This is a genomic window from Janthinobacterium sp. SUN033 (assembly GCF_030397595.1).
GTDB classification, from domain to species: Bacteria; Pseudomonadota; Gammaproteobacteria; order Burkholderiales; family Burkholderiaceae_D; genus Janthinobacterium; species Janthinobacterium kumbetense.
In genome coordinates this window covers 1192591-1213698 of sequence record NZ_JAPQNV010000001.1, presented here as the reverse complement: position 1 = coordinate 1213698, position 21108 = coordinate 1192591, and the positions used below count along the sequence as shown (strand labels likewise).

15 protein-coding genes are annotated in these 21108 nt (G+C 66.5%); 4 read left to right on the top strand and 11 right to left on the bottom strand.

The genetic code is table 11. The features are described from left to right. Positions 1-4 precede the first annotated feature (4 nt). From OX460_RS05650 to prsT, 3 genes are read right to left on the bottom strand one after another with little or no spacing between them, the layout of a single operon-like run. A complete protein-coding gene (locus OX460_RS05650) occupies positions 5-769 on the bottom strand; it encodes a serine protease (RefSeq protein WP_289897989.1) in 765 nt (254 codons plus the stop codon). After that, positions 766-3234 (bottom strand): hypothetical protein, encoded by a 2469-nt coding sequence (locus OX460_RS05645; RefSeq protein ID WP_289897988.1) that lies wholly within the window; start codon positions 3232-3234, stop codon positions 766-768. Before OX460_RS05645 ends, OX460_RS05650 begins: the two co-directional genes overlap by 4 nt. 3 nt (positions 3235-3237) lie before the next feature. Next, complete coding sequence (prsT, locus tag OX460_RS05640; RefSeq protein WP_289897987.1) at positions 3238-6021, bottom strand: XrtA/PEP-CTERM system TPR-repeat protein PrsT; 2784 nt, start codon at positions 6019-6021, stop codon at positions 3238-3240. A gap of 213 nt (positions 6022-6234) precedes the next feature. Between prsT and OX460_RS05635 the strand changes: the two genes are divergently transcribed. Continuing rightward, on the top strand, positions 6235-7557 hold the full coding sequence (locus tag OX460_RS05635; protein ID WP_289897986.1) for a nucleotide sugar dehydrogenase: 1323 nt from the start codon (positions 6235-6237) through the stop codon (positions 7555-7557). Beyond that, entirely contained in the window at positions 7557-8876 is a 1320-nt protein-coding gene (locus tag OX460_RS05630; protein ID WP_289897985.1) for an SDR family oxidoreductase, read from the top strand. Before OX460_RS05635 ends, OX460_RS05630 begins: the two co-directional genes overlap by 1 nt. A 301-nt stretch (positions 8877-9177) precedes the next feature. Here OX460_RS05630 and OX460_RS05625 read toward each other — a convergent pair whose 3' ends face one another. Genes OX460_RS05625 through OX460_RS05615 form a run of 3 tightly spaced genes read right to left on the bottom strand, consistent with a single transcriptional unit; the run spans position 9178 to position 14050 of the window. Beyond that, positions 9178-10677 (bottom strand): SpoVR family protein, encoded by a 1500-nt coding sequence (locus OX460_RS05625; protein ID WP_289897984.1) that lies wholly within the window; start codon positions 10675-10677, stop codon positions 9178-9180. 56 nt (positions 10678-10733) lie between these two features. After that, the gene (locus OX460_RS05620; protein ID WP_289897983.1) at positions 10734-12032 is read right to left on the bottom strand and encodes a DUF444 family protein; all 1299 of its coding nucleotides are present in this window, start codon (positions 12030-12032) and stop codon (positions 10734-10736) included. A gap of 2 nt (positions 12033-12034) precedes the next feature. Beyond that, a complete protein-coding gene (locus tag OX460_RS05615; protein WP_289897982.1) occupies positions 12035-14050 on the bottom strand; it encodes a serine protein kinase in 2016 nt (671 codons plus the stop codon). 284 nt (positions 14051-14334) lie between these two features. Here OX460_RS05615 and OX460_RS05610 point away from each other — a divergent pair, with 284 nt between their 5' ends. Beyond that, positions 14335-15513, top strand: a complete 1179-nt coding sequence (locus OX460_RS05610) for a hypothetical protein (protein ID WP_289897981.1) — start codon at positions 14335-14337, stop codon at positions 15511-15513. Between the two features lie 7 nt (positions 15514-15520). Here the strand turns inward: OX460_RS05610 and OX460_RS05605 are convergent, their stop codons facing one another. Beyond that, positions 15521-15706: a hypothetical protein gene (locus tag OX460_RS05605; protein WP_289897980.1), complete on the bottom strand. Its 186-nt coding sequence runs from the start codon at positions 15704-15706 to the stop codon at positions 15521-15523. Between the two features lie 16 nt (positions 15707-15722). On the opposite strand from OX460_RS05605, the gene OX460_RS05600 reads away from it, so the two are divergent. Beyond that, complete coding sequence (locus OX460_RS05600) at positions 15723-16055, top strand: hypothetical protein (RefSeq protein ID WP_289897979.1); 333 nt, start codon at positions 15723-15725, stop codon at positions 16053-16055. A gap of 78 nt (positions 16056-16133) precedes the next feature. Here the strand turns inward: OX460_RS05600 and OX460_RS05595 are convergent, their stop codons facing one another. From OX460_RS05595 to OX460_RS05580, 4 genes are all read right to left on the bottom strand, one after another. Beyond that, a complete protein-coding gene (locus tag OX460_RS05595; protein WP_289897978.1) occupies positions 16134-17573 on the bottom strand; it encodes a catalase in 1440 nt (479 codons plus the stop codon). Positions 17574-17853: 280 nt separating this feature from the next. Further along, positions 17854-18117 carry a hypothetical protein gene (locus OX460_RS05590; protein WP_289897977.1) on the bottom strand — a complete coding sequence of 88 codons (264 nt, stop codon included), beginning with the start codon at positions 18115-18117 and terminating at the stop codon, positions 17854-17856. Positions 18118-18245: 128 nt separating this feature from the next. Beyond that, positions 18246-18938 carry a tetratricopeptide repeat protein gene (locus OX460_RS05585; protein WP_289897976.1) on the bottom strand — a complete coding sequence of 231 codons (693 nt, stop codon included), beginning with the start codon at positions 18936-18938 and terminating at the stop codon, positions 18246-18248. Positions 18939-18994: 56 nt separating this feature from the next. After that, positions 18995-21091 (bottom strand): bifunctional 2',3'-cyclic-nucleotide 2'-phosphodiesterase/3'-nucleotidase, encoded by a 2097-nt coding sequence (locus OX460_RS05580; protein WP_289897975.1) that lies wholly within the window; start codon positions 21089-21091, stop codon positions 18995-18997. Between the last annotated feature and the right edge of the window lie 17 nt (positions 21092-21108).

Below are 21108 nucleotides of genomic sequence, written 5' to 3'. Positions count from 1 at the left end.
TCACTCATTTGTTTTTCAGCAAGAGCGTCTGCATGTAGCTGCCCGGAATCGCGTAGGTGATGCCGCTCGGGGCGCTGATAGCCGCTTCCTTGAGGCCCTTGACGTACACCATGTTGACGATGCCGTAGACGAGACCGGTCTCGGGATCGAACAGGGGGCTGCCGCTGCTGCCCGGATACGCCGTCGCGTCCAGCTGGAACACGGTGTAAGGCGCTTTTTGCAGCTGCGCCAGGCGCCGGATGTCGAGGCGCTGCGCGTTTTCGCTGGGCATGACCACCGGCGTCAGCGATGACACGGTGGCGCGATGCGTCACGTGGTGCAGCCCGAGCAAGGTGCCCAGCGGAAAGCCCGTAAACGCCATGGCCTGGCCTTCGCGCACCGTGGCCGCGTCGCCCAGCGCCAGAGCGGGCATGGGCGCGCCCGCCAGGCGCAGCAAGGCCAGGTCGTGTTCCGTGTCCACCGCCTGGACCCTGGCGGGGCGAAATTGCGCCGCCTCGCCCTGGCCCGTGAGGATGCCGATGACTTCGTTCGGATTGGCGTCGAGCAGTTTCTGGATCACGTGGGCGCAGGTCAGCACGCTCAAGCCGTCGCCCGTCACGAAACCCGTGCCGATGAAATTCATCGGCGGCGTGCGCGTCTTTTGCAGGCTGCCCACGCCGACGATGGACGGTTTGATGCGCGCGATGGTTTGCGCCAGCGGCGCATCGGCGCGGCACGGCGCGCTGGCCAGGGCCAGGCAGAATAGGAGGGCGGAAAACAGGGTAGTCATGGCGGCGCGCTTTCAAGGTGGGGAGGTGGCGGGGAGGGCGCGGCTTGCAGCAGCGCGCACAGCAGCATCAGATGGCACAGCAGGGCGAGGCGGGGCACGTCGAGCAGGCTGTCGAACAGGCCGACGACGAGAAAACCCAGCAGGGCGGCGGCGCAGGCCAGCGCGCCCGGTTCGCCCCGCGCGGCGCGGCGCAGCAGGCGCAGGCCGGCCACGGCCAGCAGGGCCAGCATGGTCAGTGCGCCGCACCAGCCCGTTTCCACCAGCAGGTGCAGCGCCATGCTCTTGATATGCCACGGCAAGTGATGGTGGTCGCTGCTGAAAAACCAGTAATTGTTGGCCTGCGTAAAACGGCCGTTGGCGATCAGTTCCTCGCCGCCGGGCGCGCGCAGGCTCAGGTTGTCGACGTCGAGCACGGACGAGGCGGCCGTGCCGCTGACCGCCAGTTCCAGCTGCACGGGCGGGCGCAGCAGCCAGGCGCCCGTGCCCAGCCAGGCGCTGTCGAACGGCACGTCATAGTGTTGCCAGGCCGCCGGCGGATTGCCGGGCGGAGGCAGGCGCAGGGGGATTTCCACGCAATTTTGTGGATACAGCAATTGCCGCTGGCACAGCCGCACCTGCAGCACGGGCATGGGCCCGCTTCTGCGCACGTCGAGCGCCAGGGTGTAGCGCGTGGCGGGCTGCACGCGCAGGCGTTGCAGCAGCCGCAGCAGTTCGCCATAGCCGGCGCTGTAGCCGGGACTGGCCAGGCGCACATAATAATTGCCGGGCGCGTCCCTGTCTTCTGCATACGCGATGCTGGCCGGCACCTCGCGCCCCGGATTGTGCCAATAATAGGTGGCGGGAAAGCTGCCGCTGCCCATGCCGAACAGGCGGTCGCCCCAGTCGGGCGGCTGCATGGCCAGCACTTGCCGCCAATGGCGCAAGCGGCCCTGCATGTCGAAGGCCGTGGTGGCGAAACGTTCGGTGGCGTAATAGCTGGCCGACACGGGGATGGCCAGCAACAGCAGGATGCCGGCCGCGCCCGCGATGCTCAGGCTGGCCCGGTCCAGCCGCCACAGCGGCGGGTGCAAGCGTCCGTTGCACAGCATCAGCATGGCCAGCAGCACGACCAGGCCGGCCGGCAGCAGGGCGGGCGGACCGGCCCAGTGCCAGCCTATCCAGGCGAGATTGCATGCCAGCATGGTCCACGCCATCATCGCCAGGCCCAGCCTGGCTGGCCCCTTGCCGCCGGCGCCGCCCGGCCACAAGGTGCCCGTGAGCAGCATGGCGGCCAGCAGGAACAGGAAATACGGGCCTTTCAGCCAGCCGGCCGTTGGCTGCAAGGCCGGCTCCGGCCACCAGGCGGCCAGCAGACCCTGCAGGCACAGCGCGCACAGCAGGCTGGCCGGCGCCAGGCGCCACGGCAGGGGCCGCGCGGCCAGCACGAAGCTGGCGGCGAGCAGGACGGCGGCGGCCAGCAAGCCCCGGTAGCCGGCCAGGCTGAACATGTACAGCAGCAGGACGGTGCCCAGGCCTGCCAGCAGCAGCTTGAGCAAGATGCCCCGCACGGGCGGCCGGCCGCGCGCTTGCCGCCCCGCGCCGGGCGCCGTCCGCAGGGCTTGCCACAAGGCCAGCAGCATGGCCGCCGCCAGGGCCGCGTACAAGCCCCGTGAAAAGGTGGTGAACGCCGCGTGCAGGGCCAGCAGCAGCAAGGCCAGCGCCGCCTGCCAGCGGCTGCGCGCGCGCGCCAGCCACAGGCCCGCAAAGGGCAAGCTCAGGGCCAGGTAGCCGTCCAGCGCGGCGCCGCCCGTGTGCATGGCGGAAAACGGCGCCGTGATGCGGTAGTCGCTCGACAGGTTCAGCAGGCCGGGAAACACGGCCCGCTCCCACAGGGCGAACAGGGACACCATGGCCAGCCCGGCCAGCATGCCCGGCAGCGCGTAGCGGCGCAGGGCGTGCGGATGCGCGTCGCGCAGCAGCAGCGGCAGCAGCAGCATGCTCCAGGCCCAGGCCTTGCTCAGCCGCAAACTGTTGTAGGGGCTCAAATAATTATCCCAGGCATTCAGGTCGAGCGGCGCCAGCGGCAGGACGCCGCGCAGCAGCGCCGCCAGCCAGGCCAGGCTGCACAGCAGCACACACAGGCGGGCGGCGGGCGACAGCCGCGCCGCTGCCGGCTGGCTGGGTCCGCCCAGGCGCCAATAGCCGCAGGCCACCGTCAGCAACAGCAGCACGTCGATTTCTTCGAGGAAGAACCAGCCCGTCCACGGCGCCAGGTCCAGCACGGGCAGCAGGGCGGGCACGCAGAACAGCCAGCAGGCGGGACGCCAGCACAGCAGCAGGAAATACGCGGGCAGCAGGATGGCAAACAGCAGGCCGGGCCAGCCATGGCCCAGCGGATAATGGCGCAGGGCCAGCACGCAGGCCGCACCCGCCAGCAGGGCCAGCGGCCGCGCCGCCACGCCGGGCATGGCCGCTTGCACAGCCATGGCCTACAACTGGGTCAGCAAGGCCTGCGCCGCGGCCCGCTGCGGAAAGTCCTTGTTGGCGGCCAGCAGTTGTTCCAGTTGCTTGCGCGCACCGCCCTTGTCGCCCGATTTCGCCAGGGCCGCGCCCAGGTGGTATTGCACTTCGGGCGATGCGGGCGCCAGGCCCGCCGCCTTGCGCAGCAGCGTCGTGGCGCGCTTGACGTCGCCTTGCTCCAGCGCGATCCAGCCCAGGGTGTCGAGCACGGCGGCATTCTCGGGCGCCAGCTTCAGCGCTTGCTCTGCCGTGGCCAGCGCGCGCGGATCCTTTTCCTGCTGATACGCCCAGGCCAGGTCGTTCAAGGCCACCACGTTGCCCGCATCCTTGGCGACGACATACTGGAACTGTTCGATGGCGGCGCGGTACTGCTTGGCGGCCAGCCGGGTGCCTGCCAGGTAAGTGCGCGTCGGTAAGTCTTCCGGATGTTCTTTCAGCCACGCGGCCATGCGCGCATCGGCTTCGCGCTCCTGTCCCGACGCCTGCAAGGCGCGGTACAGCTGCACTTGCAAGGGGCCGATGGGACTGATGCCGAAGGCGTGCTGGTACAGCTTGACGGCTTGCTGCGGCAGCTTCTGTTCCATCAGCACGTCGCCCTCGAGCTTGTAGCCGGCCGCCAGCTTCGGCTGCTGTTCCTGCACCTGGCGCGCCACGGCCAGCGCCTCGCGCTGGCGGTTCAGGGTCAGCAGCATGGCCACTTCCACCACGCGCGCTTCCAGCAGGGCCGGGTCGAGCGCCTGCGCCCGCTTGACGGCTTGCAGCGCATTGTGATGGTCGCCCAGCGCCATGTGCAGGCTGGCGATGCGCATCTGCAAGGGCGCCGACGTGCTCTGTATGCTGGCCAGCTTGATGTAGCTGTCGAGCGCGGCCGGCGCCAGGCCGGCGCTGTATTCCACCTGGGCGCGCAGGGCCAGCGCATCGGCGTCGCCCGGATGGCCCGTCTGCAGGGTGCGCGCCAGTTCCAGCGCCTTGTCGGGCGCGCCCGTCTTCAGGTAAAAGTTACTCAGCAGCAGGGCCGGCGCGACGGCGTCGGGATTGTCGCGGTGGGCCCGCTCGAGCCAGCGCCGCGCCTCGTCCGTCTTGCCCTGCGACGCGGCCAGTTTGGCCAGCGCCGCGCACAGGTCGGCATTTTTCGGCGCCTTCGCCAGCGCCCGTTCGAAGCGCTGCCTGGCTTGCTCCGGCTTTTTCTCGACCAGGTCGATTTGCGCCAGGTTGTTCAGCGCCGGCAGGTAGACCGGGTCCATGCCCAGCGCTTGCTCGAAGCTGGCGCGCGCGGCCGGCAAGTCGTGCAAGGCCAGGTAGACGCCGCCTTTCAGGTTCAGCAGCAAGGGATTCGTGCCTTTCTGCTGTTGCTCCATCATCTTGACGCTGGCCAGGGCCTTGTCGTTCTGCTTGTTGCGCAGCAAGGTCATCACCAGCATGGTGCCCGCTTGCGGCGTGCTCTTGTCGAGCATGCTGGCCCGTTCCAGTTCACTGATGGCGCGGCCGTTCTCGCCCTGGCCCAGGCGGCTGATGCCCAGCGCCGCGTGCAGCCTGGCCGTGTCCGGCGCCAGGATGCTGGCCTGTTCGAAATACGCTGTCGCCTTGTCGTACTGGCGCGCGCGCAAGTGGGCTTCGCCGGCCAGCGACAGCAATTCCACGTCTTCGGGGAAGGCGGCCAGCATCGGCTGCAGCAAGTCGATCGCCGCGTCGGTCTTGTTGCGCATCAATTCGATCGACGCCATCATCTTGACGGCATACAGGTGCCGCGGATACACGGCCAGGAAGCGCCGCAGGTAGCTTTCCGCCTGGGGCGGCGAGCCGAGCGCCAGTTGCACGGCGCCGGCCAGCAGGATGGACGGCATGTGGTCGGGCGCCGCCTTGAGCACCAGTTGCAAGCCTTGCAAGGCCGCCTTGTGCTTGCCTTCGCGGAAATCGAGCAGCGCCTGGGTTTGCAGCAAGCCCAGGCTGTTGGGCGCCGTCTTGCGCGCCGTGGCCAGCTGGGCCGCCGCTTCCAGGTAGCGGTTTTCCAGGATGTCGAGGTTGGCCAGGTCGATGTGCGCCTGGGTATTGTCCGGTTTTATCTTGAGGATCTGCATGTAGGCGAGCCGCGCCGCACCATTCTTGCCTTGCAGGCGCAGCAGGTCGCCCTGCAGGCGCAAGGCGTCGAGGTTGGCGGGCGCGCCTTTCAACGCTTGCGTCAGCAGCAGCTCGGCCGCCGGCACCTGCTGCTGCAGCGCGGCCAGGCGCGCCAGGCCCAGCAAGGCTTCGAGCTGGTCCGGATGGGCTTCCAGCAGGCGCGCGTACACGGCGCGCGCCTCGTCCTGGCGGCCCAGGGCCAGCAAGGCGTCGCCGCGCAGGGCCAGCACGCTGGCGGGCTGCGCCGCATCGTCGGGGATCTCGGCCAGTACCTTGTCGAACTGGCCCAGCATCAGCCAGGCCTTGCCCAGCAATGGCATCACTTGCTGCGTCGCCAGGCCCAGTGATTTTGCCTTGCGCAATTCTTTCTCGGCCGACAGCGCTTCGCCCGTGTCGATGTAGATGCTGCCCAGCAGCAAGCGCGCGGCCTTGTTGTCCGGTTCCTTTTGCAGCAAGTTCTTCAACTGGATGATGGCGGCGCGCGCCTCGCCTTTCTGGCGGTACTGCTGCGCGTCGGCCAGCAGGGTCTCGCTGCTCTGCGTGCCGTGGCAAGCCGTCAGCAGGGGCAGCAGCAGGGTGCAGCACAGCGCGGCGGCCGGCAGGCCGGGGAAAGGGCGGGGCAGGGAACGGGCCATGGAAGTCTCCGGTAGCGGCGTGCATGAGTGATCGGCATGGCCTAGCTTAAAAAGATGGCCGCCGCTCTCCTTGATTGCGCTCAACAAGCCGCCGATTCTCCGCGCGCCTGCCGGCCGCCGCCCCGCGTTCCTTGTTCCCGCTCAAGAATGGCCGGACCGGCAACCGTAGAATTTCCGGGACGGCGATGCTCAGGCCGCAACCCTACGGAGCACATGCATATGGACAGCAAGGCGGATAGCAAGGTGGATGGCAAGGCGGGCGTGGTGGCGGTGGTGGGGCTCGGTTATGTGGGCTTGCAGCTGGCCGTGGCATTCGGCATGCGCCAGCGCACGATAGGCTTCGACTTGTCGGCACGCAAGGTGGAAAGCTACCAGCGCCACATCGACCCGACGGGCGAAGTCAGCCATGAACAGTTGCTGGCGGCGCAAGGGCTGAGCGTCGGCTGCGATCCGGCCGAGCTGCAACTGGCCGATTTCATCGTCGTGGCCGTGCCCACGCCCGTCGACAGCGCGCACAATCCCGATTTCTCGGCCCTGGCCGGCGCCAGCGCGGCCGTCGGCCGGCACATGCGGCGCGGTGCCATCGTCATCTACGAGTCCACCGTGTATCCGGGCGCCACCGAGGAAATCTGCATCCCCCTCCTGGAACAGCATTCGGGCCTGCGCTGGAAGGAAGACTTTCACGTGGGCTTTTCGCCCGAGCGCATCAACCCGGGCGACCGCGACCATACCCTGCACAGCATCCGCAAGGTGGTCTCGGGCGACGACGCCGCCACCCTCGACAAGGTGGCCGCCCTGTACGAAGGCGTGGTCGAGGCGGGCGTGCACCGGGCGTCCAGCATCCGCGTGGCCGAGGCGGCCAAGGTGATCGAAAACACGCAGCGCGACCTGAATATCGCGCTGATGAACGAGCTGGCCATCATCTTCGACCGCATCGGCATCGACACCCTGGAAGTGCTGCAGGCGGCGGGCACGAAATGGAATTTCCTGCCGTTCCGTCCCGGCCTGGTGGGCGGCCACTGCATCGGCGTCGACCCCTATTATCTGACGCACAAGGCGGAAATGCTGGGCTACCATCCGCACGTGATCCTGGCCGGGCGCCGCATCAACGACGGCATGGCCAAGTTCGTGGCGGAAAAGACCATCAAGGAAATGGTGCGGGCAGGTTTCAAGCTGAAGGGAGCGCACGTGAACGTGCTGGGCCTGACCTTCAAGGAAAACTGCCCGGACTTGCGCAACTCGAAAGTGGTCGACATGATCCACGAACTGCAATCGTACGGCGTGCAGGTGCACGTGCACGACCCGGTGGCCGATGGCCGCGAAGCGCTGGAAGAATACGGCCTGACCCTGGAAAGCTGGGAGCAGCTGCCGCGGGCCGAGGCCATCGTCAGCGCCGTCTCGCACCAGGCCCTGCTGGCCAGGCCGCTGGCGGACTTCCAGGCCAAGGTGCTGGAAAATGGCTGCTTCATCGACATCAAGTCGCATTTCGACCCCCGTCCGCTGGAAGACGGCGGCTTGCACGTGTGGCGGCTGTGATGGCGGCCGGAGCCTTCGATCGGGCGGCGGGCGCGGTGCAAGGCGCCCCCGCTGGCGGCCCGGCTGCCGGCGCGTACGCGCTGGCCTGCGCACGGTTGGCGCAGGCGCCGCGCCGCTGGCTGGTGACGGGCGTGGCCGGCTTCATCGGTTCGCACTTGCTGGAAACCCTGCTGAACCTGGGGCAGGAAGTGCGCGGCCTAGACAATTTCATGACGGGCCACCGCCACAACCTGGAGCAAGTGCGCGCCAGCGTGGGGGAGCAGGCGTGGCGGCGCTTCACCTTCATCGAAGGCGACATCCGCGACCCGCAAGCGTGCGCGCGCGCGTGCGGGGCAGGCGCTGGCATGGCCGGTATTGCCAGCATGGCCGGCATGGCAGGCGCAGGCGGCGTCGCAGGTGCAGGTGCCGACATCGCCAGCATCGGCGCCGTGCATGCCGGTCATGCCGGGCACCATGCGGGTCATACCGCCGGTGCAAGCGACGGCGGCGAACCTCCGGATGGCCGTGCAGATCCGGACGATCCGGACGGTCCCGGCGTCGGCGCCGGCGTTGCCGTCGACTATGTGCTGCACCAGGCGGCGCTCGGTTCCGTCTCCCGTTCGCTGGAAGACCCGCTGCTTTGCCACGCCGTCAATGTCAGCGGCTTCCTGAACATGCTGGCCGCCGCGCGCGAGGCGGGCGTGCGGCGCTTCGTGTATGCCGCTTCCAGCGCCACGTATGGCGACCATCCGGACTTGCCGAAAGTGGAACAACACATCGGCGCGCCCCTGTCGCCGTACGCCCTGAGCAAATATGTCAATGAACTGTATGCACAAGTGTACGCGCGCTGCTACGCCATGCAGACGGTGGGGCTGCGCTACTTCAATGTCTTCGGTCCGCGCCAGGACCCGCTGGGCGCCTACGCGGCCGTCATTCCCCGCTGGATCGCCGCCATGCTGGACGACGAGGCCGTGCACATCCATGGCGACGGCGCCACCAGCCGCGACTTTTGCTTCGTGCACAATGCCGTGCAAGCGAATATCCTCGCCGCCACCGGTACCGACCCGGCGGCCGTCAACCAAGTCTACAACGTGGCCGTCAACGCCCGCACCAGCCTGACGCAGCTGCACGCCACCATGCAGCAGATGCTGCTTGCGGCCCGCCCGCAGCACGTGCCGCAGGCGCCGCGGTACGGCGAGTTTCGCGCCGGCGACGTGCGCCATTCGCAGGCGGACATCGCCAAGGCGGCCCGCTTGCTCGGCTATGCGCCCACGCACGACCTGGCGCAAGGTCTGCGGCACACCATCGCCTGGTATGTGGCGCAGGCGGACGGGGCTTGAAAAACACGCCGGCCAGGCAGGCACATGCCGGACGCACCTGTGGTGCGCACGCAGGCGGCCTGCGGCGTGCATGTCTGGCACTGGTCATCGGCAACTTTTCATTGCCAGATATGCATGCCGACATACATATCAGATACAGATATACATACCCGATACCCATACCAGATATGTCTACCAGATGCCCATGCCATATGCCCATGCCAGATGCGCAGGCTCGCTATCCGGCCGGCCGCCTGTCGCCCGGCCGCGAGACCGCCAGACCGCGAGACCGCGAGACCGATTGGTGCCTGGTGCCTGGCGTTCAGCGTTGCGTGGGCGGCACTGTCGGCGTTGCTGACGTTGCTGCTGACGCTGTTGCTGACGCTGTCGGCGCGGGCGGCTCGGGTACGCCGTCGTTCTTGCTGCGCAGCACCCGGGGCGAGCCCCGGAAGTCGGCCGTATGCAGGGTGACGGGACGGCGCCAGACGCGGGCGATATACGCCAGCACCTGTTCCGCCCGCTCCAGGTCGAGGCCGCGCCCATCGCGCAGGTGGTCGTGGCGCAGCACCAGGCTGCCGTCGTCGTTGAGCAGGGTGACGGCGATGCACGGTGCGCCATAGTTGTATTTGGGCGCCAGGATGGCTTCGCGGATGACCCGCAAATCGCGGCTGGCCAGCCGCGTTTCGCCGTCGCGGCGGCTTTCATGCACAAACAGGCCCAGGCGGTCAGCCAGTTCGGCGTCCAGATAGTTGCGAATAAAACTGCAGTCATCGTCGTCGCGGCAAATCTGGCGCGCCCGCGCCAGTCCTTCGCGTTCGATGATGTGTTCCCACATGCAAAAGCCCAGGTGATAGGGATTGACGGCCAGCGCCTGCTGGTGCTCGCCCGCGTATGGGCGCACCACGTCCGAATGCGACTTGAGGGCCGCCAGGTACAGGGCCGGCGGCAGGAAATCCGCTTCGCGCAGCAGCCGCGCATGCCAGTACGAGGCCCAGCCTTCGTTCATGATCTGGCAGGCGTACACGGGATAGAAGTAAAACGACTCTTCGCGCACGGCCAGGAAAATGTCGCGCTCCCAGTCGGCCAGGTCCGGCCCATGTTGCGCGATGAACCATAGTAAATCGTACTCGGGCTGCGGCGGCAGGAGCGGACGCTGCGTCACGCGCGCCCGTGCCGCCTCGCGCGCCGCCAGCGCGGCCGCTTCGCCGGGCAGGCGCCGGTAGCGTTGTGCAAACGGATCGTCTCCCCCGGCGCCGCCACGCCTGCCGGCGACACCGGCCGGTCCGGACAGCGCGGCATAGGGCGGGCGGTGCAGCTCGGCGTGGATGTCCACGTGCTGCTCCAGCGCCAGTGCCGCGTCGAGCACGGCTTCCACCTGTTCCTGACCGTGGCGTTGCAGCGCCATTTCCAGACGTTGCGCCCGCGCCGCGCTCTGTTCCAGGATGTGCTGGCCCGCCATGGCGCCGAAACGCAGGAACAGGGCATTGCGGCTGGCGAAATCGGCGTGGCCCAGCACGTGGGCCGTGACGAGGGTGTTTTCCGCCACGGAATTGTGTTCGGCCATGTAGGCATGGCAAGGGTCGCCGGGAAACATGACTTCGAACATATGCGAGTTGCCCATCTTTTGATGCACGAGCTGGTGGATGTAGCGCACGCCGAACGACCAGTGGCGCATGCGCACGGGCAAGCCATAGATGGCGATCTCGGCCATGAAACTGTCCGGCACCAGCTCGAACTCGACGGGGGCGAACGCCAGCCCCAGTTGCCGCGCCAGCGCTTCGATGCGCGCCGCGTAGCCGTCCAGGCCAGTTGTGTTCGCCATGTTCGCCGTATCGGCCATACTGGCCATATTGGCGTGGCGCGGGGCGTCATGCCGCATCATGCCGCATCCTCCGTATCGGCCGCCTCGTGCCGGAAAAAGGTGCGGATGGCTTCCCACACGTCGTCGCTCTTGCCGAGGATGCTGCTGTGCAAGGGCAAGCCGCGCCGTTCCTGCTCGGCGAACAAGCTGTGCATTTCGGTTTCCAGGCTGCGCGGCACGCCGGGCACGGTTTCCACATAGCCTATATAGTTGAGCAAACCGGCCAGTTCGCCCAGGGCCGCGCTGGCCGGCCCCCGGTCTTCGCTGAAATTTTCGCCATCGGAGGCATAGAACAGATAGGCGTTGTAGCGGCCCGGCGCGTAGTGTTCCTGCAGCAATTCGCGGCTCAGGCGAAATGCGGTGGACGCCATGGTGCCGCCCATGCCATTGACCTGGAAGAACTCGGCTTCGGAAAATTCCCAGGCCCGCGTCGTATGGGCGATAAAGCGCGTTTCCACGCGCGCATACCTGCGACGCAAGCCTTGCAAGGCAAAGAAAAAGAACGATTTGGCCAGCTTGCGCTCGGGCTGCGCCATGCTGGCCGACACGTCCAGCACGAAAAACACGACGGCGTTCGTGCTGGGCCGGGGTTGCGGCAGCACCTGGCGGTAGCGCAAGTCTTCATTGGTGAAGGGCACTGGCTGCGCTTGCAGGGCGCGCCGCTTGATGGCTTCCTTGACGGTGCGCCGCCGGTCCAGCCGCGAACGGGCGCCATGCCGGTCCAGGCCGCTACGCACGAGCCGCACGTCGTCGATGGCGCCCAGGTGGCGTGGCGTCAGGTGCGGCAATTCGAAGGCGTCCCACAGCCAGTCGAGTATGTCGTCGATGGGAAACTCCAGCAGCAGGCGCACGGCCCCCTCGCCATCGCCGCCGTCACCTTGCGTGCCGGCCCCGCCCGTGGCGGCGGGCCGGGCCGGGCGCAGGATATCGCCGGGCTGGCCGTCCCCCTGGCCCGCGCCCAAGCTGCTGCGCGCGGGCGCCAGGCGGAAACGCGCATGTTCGAGCAGGCGCATGGGCACTTGCACCGTGCGCTGCTGCGGTCCGCCGATCAGGTCGGGCGTGGCGACCAGCTCGGGCAAGTGCGCCTGCACGGCTTCGCGCACTTTCTGGTTGTGGCGCAGCCAGTCGCGCGCGCCGCGCGAGAACAGCGCATACCAGGGCCGGGCCATGGCTGGCGCGGCACCCGCCGCCGCGCCGGAGGAACCGGCGGAGCCGGCCGTGGCGGCGGGGTTCGCGGTGCCTGCGGGGTCCGTGGAATCCCCCCAGGCCGGATGGCCATCCTGTGTGCCGCTGCCTGGCGTCGTGGTGGCGGCCATGGCTATTCCTGCGCCAGCAAGGTGGTCACGTAGTTGAGCGCTTCGCGCGCGCTATGGGCGTCATAGCCGTATTCGTCGACCAGGCGGTGCTCGACGGCGGAGATCCTGGCCCGCACGTCGTCGTCGGGCCGCTTGGCCGAGCCGACGAGGCGCAGCACGTCGCGCCGCTGCTCGAACAGGTATTGCTGGATGGCGTCGTGCAATGGCGCATGGCTGGCCAGGCCAAACGCTTCGCCCCGCTTGAAGGCGCTCATGGCCTTGCGCACCACTTCTTGCCGGAAAGATTGCTTGCCCGAGTCGCTGATGTGGATTTTCTCTTCCACGGCGCGCAGGAAGCGCTCGTCGGGACGGCGCTCTTCGCTGGTGATGGGATCGCGGATCTGGCGGTTGTCGAGCATGGCTTCGACTTCATCGAGATATTTGTTCAGCAAGTCTTGCGCTTCTTGCTCGAATGACACGAACAAGGCCTTGTGCACGTCGGCCTTGACCCAGCGGTTATAGAAATCCTTGCGCGTGAGCACCAGGTAATCGACCCATTTGCGCTTGCGCCGGGGTTCGATGCGCGCATCGTTTTCGATGCCGTCTTTCAGGGCCAGCAGCACGTCCATGGTGGACAGGCTGTTGCGCTGGGCGGAAATGATGGCGTGCGACAGGGCATTGATGACGAAGCGGGGCGACACGCCCGACAGGCCCTCGTCGGGCGACTTGTCGCGCTCGCGCATGCGGCGCAGGTCGGCCGGCTGCAAGTCGTCCACATCTTCGTTCGCGTAGATGCGCAGTTTCTTGACCAGCTCGGCCTCCTTGTCCTCGCCCTCGGGCATGCGGCTGAGGATGGCAAACACGGCCGCCGCATGCAGCACGTGCGGATCGAGGTGCACGTCGCGGAAGGCGGGCGCGGCCGCCAGGATCAGCTTGCGGTAAATGCGCGCTTCTTCGCGGTAATTGAGCGTATAGGGCACTTGCACGATGACCATGCGGTCGAGCAGCGCCTCGTTTTCGCTTTCTTGCAGGAATTTACGGAATTCGGCCAGATTCGTGTGCGCGAGAATGGTTTCGTCGAGGTAGATCAGGGGGAAGCGCGACACCTTGACATTCTTTTCTTGCGTCAAGGTCAGCAGCAAGTAGAGGAATTCCCGCTTGACCTTGAGGATTTCGATCATTTCCAGCATGCCGCGGCTGGCCGCGTACACGGCGCCGGACCACGACCAGGCGCGCGGATCGCCTTCGTCGCCGTATTGCGCCACTTTCGACAGGTCGACGGAACCGACCAGGTCGGCCAGGTCGGCCGTCGTGGGATCGTGCGGCGCATACGTGCCGATGCCGCAGCGGCCCGCCTCGGACAAATGGATGCGCTCGACGGGCATGCGCAGGAAGTCGCCCGCATACTGCTCTTCCAGGCGGGCGCGGCAATGTGGGCACAGTTCGCCCTGCAGTTCGGCATCATAGCTGGCGCGAAAGTCGGCGCGCATGCTGTGCGGCACCAGGTGCAGCGGCGATTCGTGCACGGGACAGCCGGCGATGCCGTACAGCGCGCCTTCGCTGCTGTGGCTGTACTCTTCCAGGCCCCGCTTGAGCAGGATCACCATGGTCGACTTGCCGCCCGATGGCGGGCCCAGCAACAGCAACATGCGGCGGCCCACTTCGGAGCCGGCGGCGGCCGCCTTGAAGTAGGCGGCGACCCGGTCGATCGCCTCGTCGATGCCGAACAGCTCGTCGTCGAACAGGCGGCAGCGGAAGCGTCCGTTGCCGTCGGTCTGGCCATTCCAGCGCATCATGTCCCACAGGTACCGGTGCGCGCTGCGCGTCAGCAGTGCGGCGCGGCCGGGCAGGATTTGCTCGAGGAAGTCGGCAAAACTGCCGCGCCAGGGAGTGATGCGGTGTTTTTCCGCCCAGGCCGCCATGCCGTGCACGAAACCCGCATGCTGGGCCGCGCCACCGGCGTCCGTCGCATTGTCGGCGGCTGTATTGGCGCCGGCTGAGGCCGCTGCCGCAGGGGCGTCGTCGGATTGGCGTGTCATACCAGGGCTCGTTATTGCAGGGCTCGTCATTGTTTCCCCATCCTTGCTGTTGCTGGCGTTGCTGCCGTGGAGCAGGCCCGGTTCCAGCCTGTCGGCCAAGTATACGGCGGCGCCTCTGCCCGCACGCCTGATCCCGCTCAACCTTGACGAGGGAACTATTTATGCACTCGCTGTCCCCCAATGGGGCAGGGCGGCCAGGCATCCGCGCGGTTCAATCCAGATCAATACCGGCCCGCGCAGCCCGTCCACACTGGAAGCTTGCGGCGACCCACGAGGAGAACACGATGATAGGCAACGAAAATGGTTTCAGCGCCCCGCCCGGCAGCAGCGGCAGGGGACAGAGCGCGGACGATGAAGAGGCCGTCGGCCAGTTTTCCGTCCCTGGCGAAGACGACAATACGATCGAGAGCGCGTCAGTCGCGGACGTGTCCGACGCCCTGAGCGGCGTCAGCATGGAATTGCTGGAAATCAAGCGCAGCATCGAGGACGGCATGCGGCAAAGCATCGCGCAAGCGGGCGGCGCGCGCGCGGCCGACGCCTTCAGCGACAGCGGCAATATCCAGGGCGTGTCCATCGGCCTGGGCGAGGGCGCCAGCGACAGCTCGTCCGGCGAACCGGGCTTGCCGGCCCTGACCCTGTACGTGGCCGAACCCACTTCCGTCGACCGGGCCAAGGCCGCCATCGTGGGGGCCATGGGCGTGCGCGCCGTGGCCAGCGACAAGGTGCCCGTCAACATCGTCGTCACGGGCGTGATCGATGCGCAGCCCCACCGTTTCCGCTTGCGCCCGGCGCCGGGCGGCGTGTCGGTCGGGCATTTCCGCATCACGGCCGGCACCATCGGCTGCCTGGCCGTGGGGCGCAGCGCGCCGCGCAACAGCCGCCTGATGATTCTTAGCAATAATCACGTGCTGGCCAATTCCAACGGCGGCGTGTTCAACGATTGCATCGTGCAGCCTGGCCCCATCGACGGCGGCCGCTGCCCGCAAGATCAGGTGGCCGTGCTCGAGCGCTTCGTGCCCATCAATTTCAGCGGCGGCGTCAATTTTGTCGATTGCGCCACTGGCTGGGCCTGGCCAGACAGGGTGCGTCCCGAACTGGTCTACCTGAGCGGCGGCGTGCCCGCGTACTTCCGCATCAGCAATGCGCTCGTGGCGCCCGCACTCGGCATGATGGTCGGCAAGTCCGGCCGCACGACGCAATTGACGCAAGGCCGCATCACGGGCCTGGGCGCCACCATCAACGTCAATTACGGCGGCGGCAGGATCGCGCTGTTCCAGGACCAGATCGCCATCACGGGCGTCAGCGGGGCGTTCAGCGCGGGCGGCGATTCCGGCTCGTCCATCTGGACCTGGAGCCAGCAGCGCAATCCCGTCGGCCTGCTGTTTGCCGGCGGCGGCAACATCACGTTTGCCAACCAGATGCGGCGCGTGGTGGTGGCGCTCGACATCAATTTGTACACTTGAGCACGCCTTAGGAGCCGGTCGGGCGGCCCCGCGCCGCCTTGCCTGGCGCTGTTTTTTGCACGATGACGATTTTGCTCAAGTCTTGCTCAAGTCTTGCGCAAGGCCGGCTGTCGCGCAGGGTCTTGGCCGGCGAAGCGTGCTGCAGCGCCGGTTGGCCGGGTGTATCATGCAAGGCATCGGGAGGGTTTGTCATATCAGGAGGATGTGTCATGTCAAACAGTAAGTTCGCACAATCGCCATATGCCGTCTTCGAGGACGCCGCCATGCCGTATTTGCCGGATGCCCCTCCTGGACAGGGCCCGGGACACCATGCCCAGGCCGCGCCTCAGGGCCGCCTGGAAGCGGCCCGGCGACGCAACGAGCGGGCGCTGATGGCCATCGACGGCGTGGAAGGCGTCAGCCTGGGGCAGACGGCCGTGGGCAAGGAAGCGCTCGTCGTGTACCTGCGCGACTCGTCCGTCAAGCGGCGCGTGCCGTTGCAGGTCGAGGGTTATCCGGTGGAAACGAGCATCACGGGCCAGATCGATATCCAGCAGCGCTAGGCCAGCCGGCCTGGCGGCGGGGGCATCAGGCCGCGGATGGCGGCGGAAGGCCTGTCGCCAGGCCTTCTGGGTTCACTGTCAGCCCGGGCTCAGGCGGCCGATCGCTGCGGCCACGCCCGCGCCATAGGCGGGGTCGCACAGGGTGCAGTTGCCGATGTGGCGTTGCTTGACTTGCTCCGAGGCGCCCGAGATGGCGCGCGCCGTGTTGTCGAACAAGGCTTGCTGCTGCGCCGCGGTCATCAAGCGGAACAGGGCGCGCGGCTGCGAATAGTAATCTTCGTCGACGCGGTGGTTCCAGTGGTCGGCCGCGCCTTCGATGCTGAGCGGCGGCTCGCGGAAATCGGGCTGCTCGGCCCATTCCTGCTCGCTGTTCGGTTCATAGCCCAAGGTCCCGCCCTGGTTGCCGTCGACCCGCATCTGGCCATCGCGGTGATAGCTGTGGAACGGACATTTCGGCGCGTTGACAGGGATGTGGCTGTGGTTGACGCCGAGGCGGTAGCGCTGCGCGTCGCCATACGAGAACAGCCGGCCTTGCAGCATCTTGTCCGGCGAAAAGCTGATGCCGGGCACCACGTTGGCCGGATTGAAGGCCGCCTGCTCCACTTCCGCGAAATGGTTGTCGGCATTGCGGTTCAGTTCCAGCACGCCCACCTCGATCAGCGGATAGTCGCCGTGCGGCCACACTTTCGACAGGTCGAACGGGTTGAGGTGATACGTGCCTGCCTCTTTTTCCGGCATGATCTGCACGTACAGGGTCCAGCGGGGGAAATCCTTGTTTTCGATGCTTTCATACAAGTCGCGGTGCGAGCTTTCGCGGTCCTTGCCCACCAGCGCCTCCGCTTCCGCATCCGTCAGGTTCTGGATGCCTTGCTGGGTTTTAAAGGTGAACTTGACCCAGAAACGCTCGTTTTGCGCATTCAGGAAGCTGAAGGTATGGCTGCCGAAGCCGTGCATGTGGCGGAAGCTGCGCGGCAAGCCCCGGTCGCTCATCACCACCGTCACCTGGTGCAGGGCTTCCGGCAGCGAGGTCCAGAAATCCCAGTTGCTGTTGGCGCTGCGTAAGCCCGTGCGCGGGTCGCGCTTGATGGCGTGATTCAAATCGGGAAATTTCAAGGGGTCGCGCATGAAAAACACGGGCGTGTTGTTGCCGACCAGGTCCCAGTTGCCTTCTTCCGTATAAAACTTCAGGGCGAAGCCGCGGATATCGCGTTCCGCGTCCGCCGCCCCCCGTTCGCCCGCCACCGTGGAAAAGCGCGCAAACATCGGCGTTTGCTTGCCCACTTCGCCAAAGATTTTCGCCCGCGTGTAGCGCGTGATGTCGTGCGTGACGGTAAATGTGCCGTGCGCGCCGGAACCCTTGGCATGCATGCGGCGCTCGGGAATGACTTCGCGGTCGAAGTGGGCCAGCTTTTCCAGGAACCACACATCTTGCAGCAGGGCGGGGCCGCGCGGGCCGGCCGTCTGGATGTTCTGGTTGTCGACTACGGGCGCGCCAAAGGCGGTGGTCAGCTTTTTCATTGGACTCTTTCTTTATAGGGGAGGTCAACGGACGAGCCAGGGCCTACCCAAACACTGGCTGGGCTGAGCGTGTACGACGTGCTCACCGAGGCTGGTCCAGAGTAACAAATTTCTAAAAAGCAAATTCAGTGTAATCCATTTCGGAGCCGGCAACAGCCCCGCCGCGTCCGGGGAAGCGGCTTGCCCATCATAGCCTCTCGGCCTTGTCCAGCCCAACACGATTGACCTGGCGCAAAGCGCAGCGTGATTTCCGACGTATTGGCGATAGGTATTGGCGGTATCAGCGATATTGGGCCCAGTTCGCCCGCAGCCACGTCAGCACGGCGGCATGGCCGCGTATGTCGGCGGGCAAGTGGCGCTGGATCAGCCGTTCGCATTTGAGCGCCGTCGCCAGGCTGCCGCCGGACCAGCTGTTGCAGCTGTACAGCACTTCATACCATTCGTGGCGGTTCAGCAGGCTGCTGTCGGGGATGCCGCGCTGCGCCGGGTCGTCGCCGGCCGCCAGGCCGTCCGGATAGCTGAACTGCAAGTCGCTCTTTGTCATGGGGCCCAACCGGTGATCTGCCATGCCTGCCTCGCGATGAAGTTGTGCGCGAACAGCTGTCCGTGCCAGGCAAGCTTATGCCACCGGCAAGCATTCCATTTGGCAATATGGGCCGGCCTTGACCTGGCTTAAAACTTGTTCCAGTTATTGTGCCGGTGCTCCGTCGCTTCCTTCATCAGGTGGCCAGCGCGCAGGGCGTCGTCCGCTTGCACCGTCATGGCCAGTTCCTGGATGGCGGGCGGGTATTCGTGGTGGGCCGCTTCTTCCAGCAATTCGCGGCCTTTCGCCAAGTCGCGCGGCACGCCGCGGCCTTCGCGGTAGGCGTTGTACAGCAGGAACATGGCGTGTGGATTGCCCAGCTCGCTGGACTTGTCCAGCCAGTGCGCGGCGGTCACGGGGTCTTTCGGCACGCCTTCGCCATTCGCCGCCAGCAAGCCCAGCATCAGGGCCGCTTTCGCGTGGCCTTGCTGCGCCGCCTGGCGGTACCACAGCCAAGCCTGGGCCGGCGTGGCCGCGCGCAGCATCTGGCCCAGCTCGAAGGCCGCTTCCGTGTCGCCCGCGCGGGCCGCCTGTTCGAACAGGCTCAAGGCCTCGGCACGGCGTTCGGCGCGGGGCTGGTAAATCAGCGCCAGTTCGCGCTCGGCGACGGGCATGTCCTTGCCGGCCCAGCTGCGCACCTTGCGCTCGGCCTGGTGGTCGCCCGCCTGGCGCGCATGCATGGCGACGGCTTCGATTTCCGCCGCCGTGGGCGGCGGCGACGCCTGGCAAGCGGCCAGGACGGAGGCCAGCACGACGGCGGGCAGGGAGAGTGCGTGTTTCATTGTGATCAGCTTTCATCAAAACGGGCCGGAACTGCGCTTGTTCCGGCCCTCGGACCTTATTTGCTCAGGTCGATGCGGTACTTGGCAAAGCCGCTGGCGTCGAGTCCGCCTTCGGCCGCCACGTTGGTGATGCCGCTGCCTTGCGCCAGCGCCAGATGGCCGGGCGCCGAGCGCAGGATCACGGGACCGGCCGTGGCCGTCTTGACGAAGCTCCAGCTACGCGCGCTGCCATTGTTGGCCAGGGTCACCTTGCCGCCTTTGGTGCTCAGCGATGCCAGGTAGTTGCTCACTACGGCCTGGTTCGCATCGGGCGACTTGATGATGGTCTTGCTGCCATCGATGCCCGGCACGGCGCCGCCGCCGCCGGCGCGGTAATCGTTGGTGGCGACGATGAAATCATCGCCATCGGCGACGGCCGCACCCTTGTAGCTGAGGTTGACGATGCGGCTGCCCGGCTTTTTCGTCACGTCGATCTGGTATGTCAGCGCATTGTTTTCCGCGTAGAACACGTCATAGTTATAGATCGTGCCATACGACGGTACCAGGTCTTGCTCGGCGCCGCTGGCCGGGTCGATCTGGTTGAATTGTTTAGCTGACGTTTCCAGCCACGCTTTCAAGTCCGCGCCCTTGATCTTCACGGCTTGCAGGTTGTTGTTGCTATATAAATACAGGTCACCCGGATTGCGCACTTGCAAGCCGACCGGCGCGGCAGGGGAAGCGCCAGCGGCCACGTCCGTGAAGTCCGACGGTCCGTTGCGGCCCGCCTTGAATGGCGCGCTGCAGGAAATGACGGGGATGTTCTTGTAGCTGGACAAGGTGGCATCCGTGCTGGTGGCGATGAAATTTTTCACGTAGTCGAGCTGCGCCTGGTTCACCAGCTGGATGGCGCTGACGTCGCCCACCAGCGCGAAATAGGCGGACATCTCGAAATCCGTGCTGATGCCCAGCGGTTGCTTGGCGTAGGCGATGGTGGCCGCGTGCTCCGTGGCGACCAGCGGCGCGATGGCCGGGTCGGCGTTCACGAGGGTCTTGCCATCGGTGTATTTGAAGCCGCGCGATTCCACCGTCGTCTTGGCCGGCTGCACCACCCACTTGCCGTCCTGGTAGACCATGGTCAGCTTGATGATGCCCAGGCGGCGGCCCCAGCTTTGCGCCATGACGGTGGGCACGCCATTGACGAAGCCTTTCTCGGCATCGATCTTGGCGCTGGCGGGGAAGGCGGCAAACGAGGCGTCCAGGGCGGCCGCGCCCGTTTCCTTGCCTTTCGGGAAGATCAAGTGCGAGTGGCCGATCATCAAGGCGTCGATGCCCGTGCTGGTCAAGTGGTAGCTGCCGTTTTCCATCTTCGGGCTGTAGGGACTGGTGTCCAGACCGCCGTGCGACAGGGCCACGACGAGGTCGGCGCCCTTGCTGCGCAATTCCGGCACGTATTGTTTCGCCGCTTCCTGCACGCCCGTCACGCTGACTTTGCCAGCGAGTACTTTCTGGTCCCATTCGAGGATTTGCGGCGGCACAAAGCTCAGCACGCCCACATTGATTTTCACGGTCAGCTTGCTGCCATCGGGCGCCGTGGCGGCGAAATCGCGGGGCAGCAGGGTGTAGGGCTGGAAAATCGGCTTGCCGCTGGACACGCCGACGACATTGCTCAGCACGGAAGGGAAGGCGGGCGCGCCGCACGTGCCCGTCGGCTTGGCCACGCCGGGAATGCCGAAATCCGTGTTGGTGATCTGGCTCAGGTAAGGCAAGCCGTAGTTGAATTCGTGGTTGCCCATGCCGCCCGCATCGTATTTCAGCGCGTTCATGGCCTTGTGCACGGCCAAGGTGCCGCTGCAAGGCACGGGCGCGGCCACGGCCTGCAGGTCGGCCAGCAAGGTGCCCTGGATGACGTCGCCATCGTCGAGCAAGACGTTGTTCGGATTTTCCGCGCGCGCCGCCTGGATCAGGGTCGACGTGCGTTCCAGGCCCAGGCTCGTGTCTTCGGCCAGCGCGTAATAGTTATAGCTGAGGACATTCGAGTGGATGTCCGTGGTTTCCAGCAAGGCGACGGTGACCGTCGTGCCTTCGGGAATGGCCGGCGCCGTGTTCGAACTGCCGTTGCAACCGACGAGACCTGCACTTGCCAGCGCCGCCAGCATGACCCAATTTGTTTTCATTACCGCCCTCGGAAAGA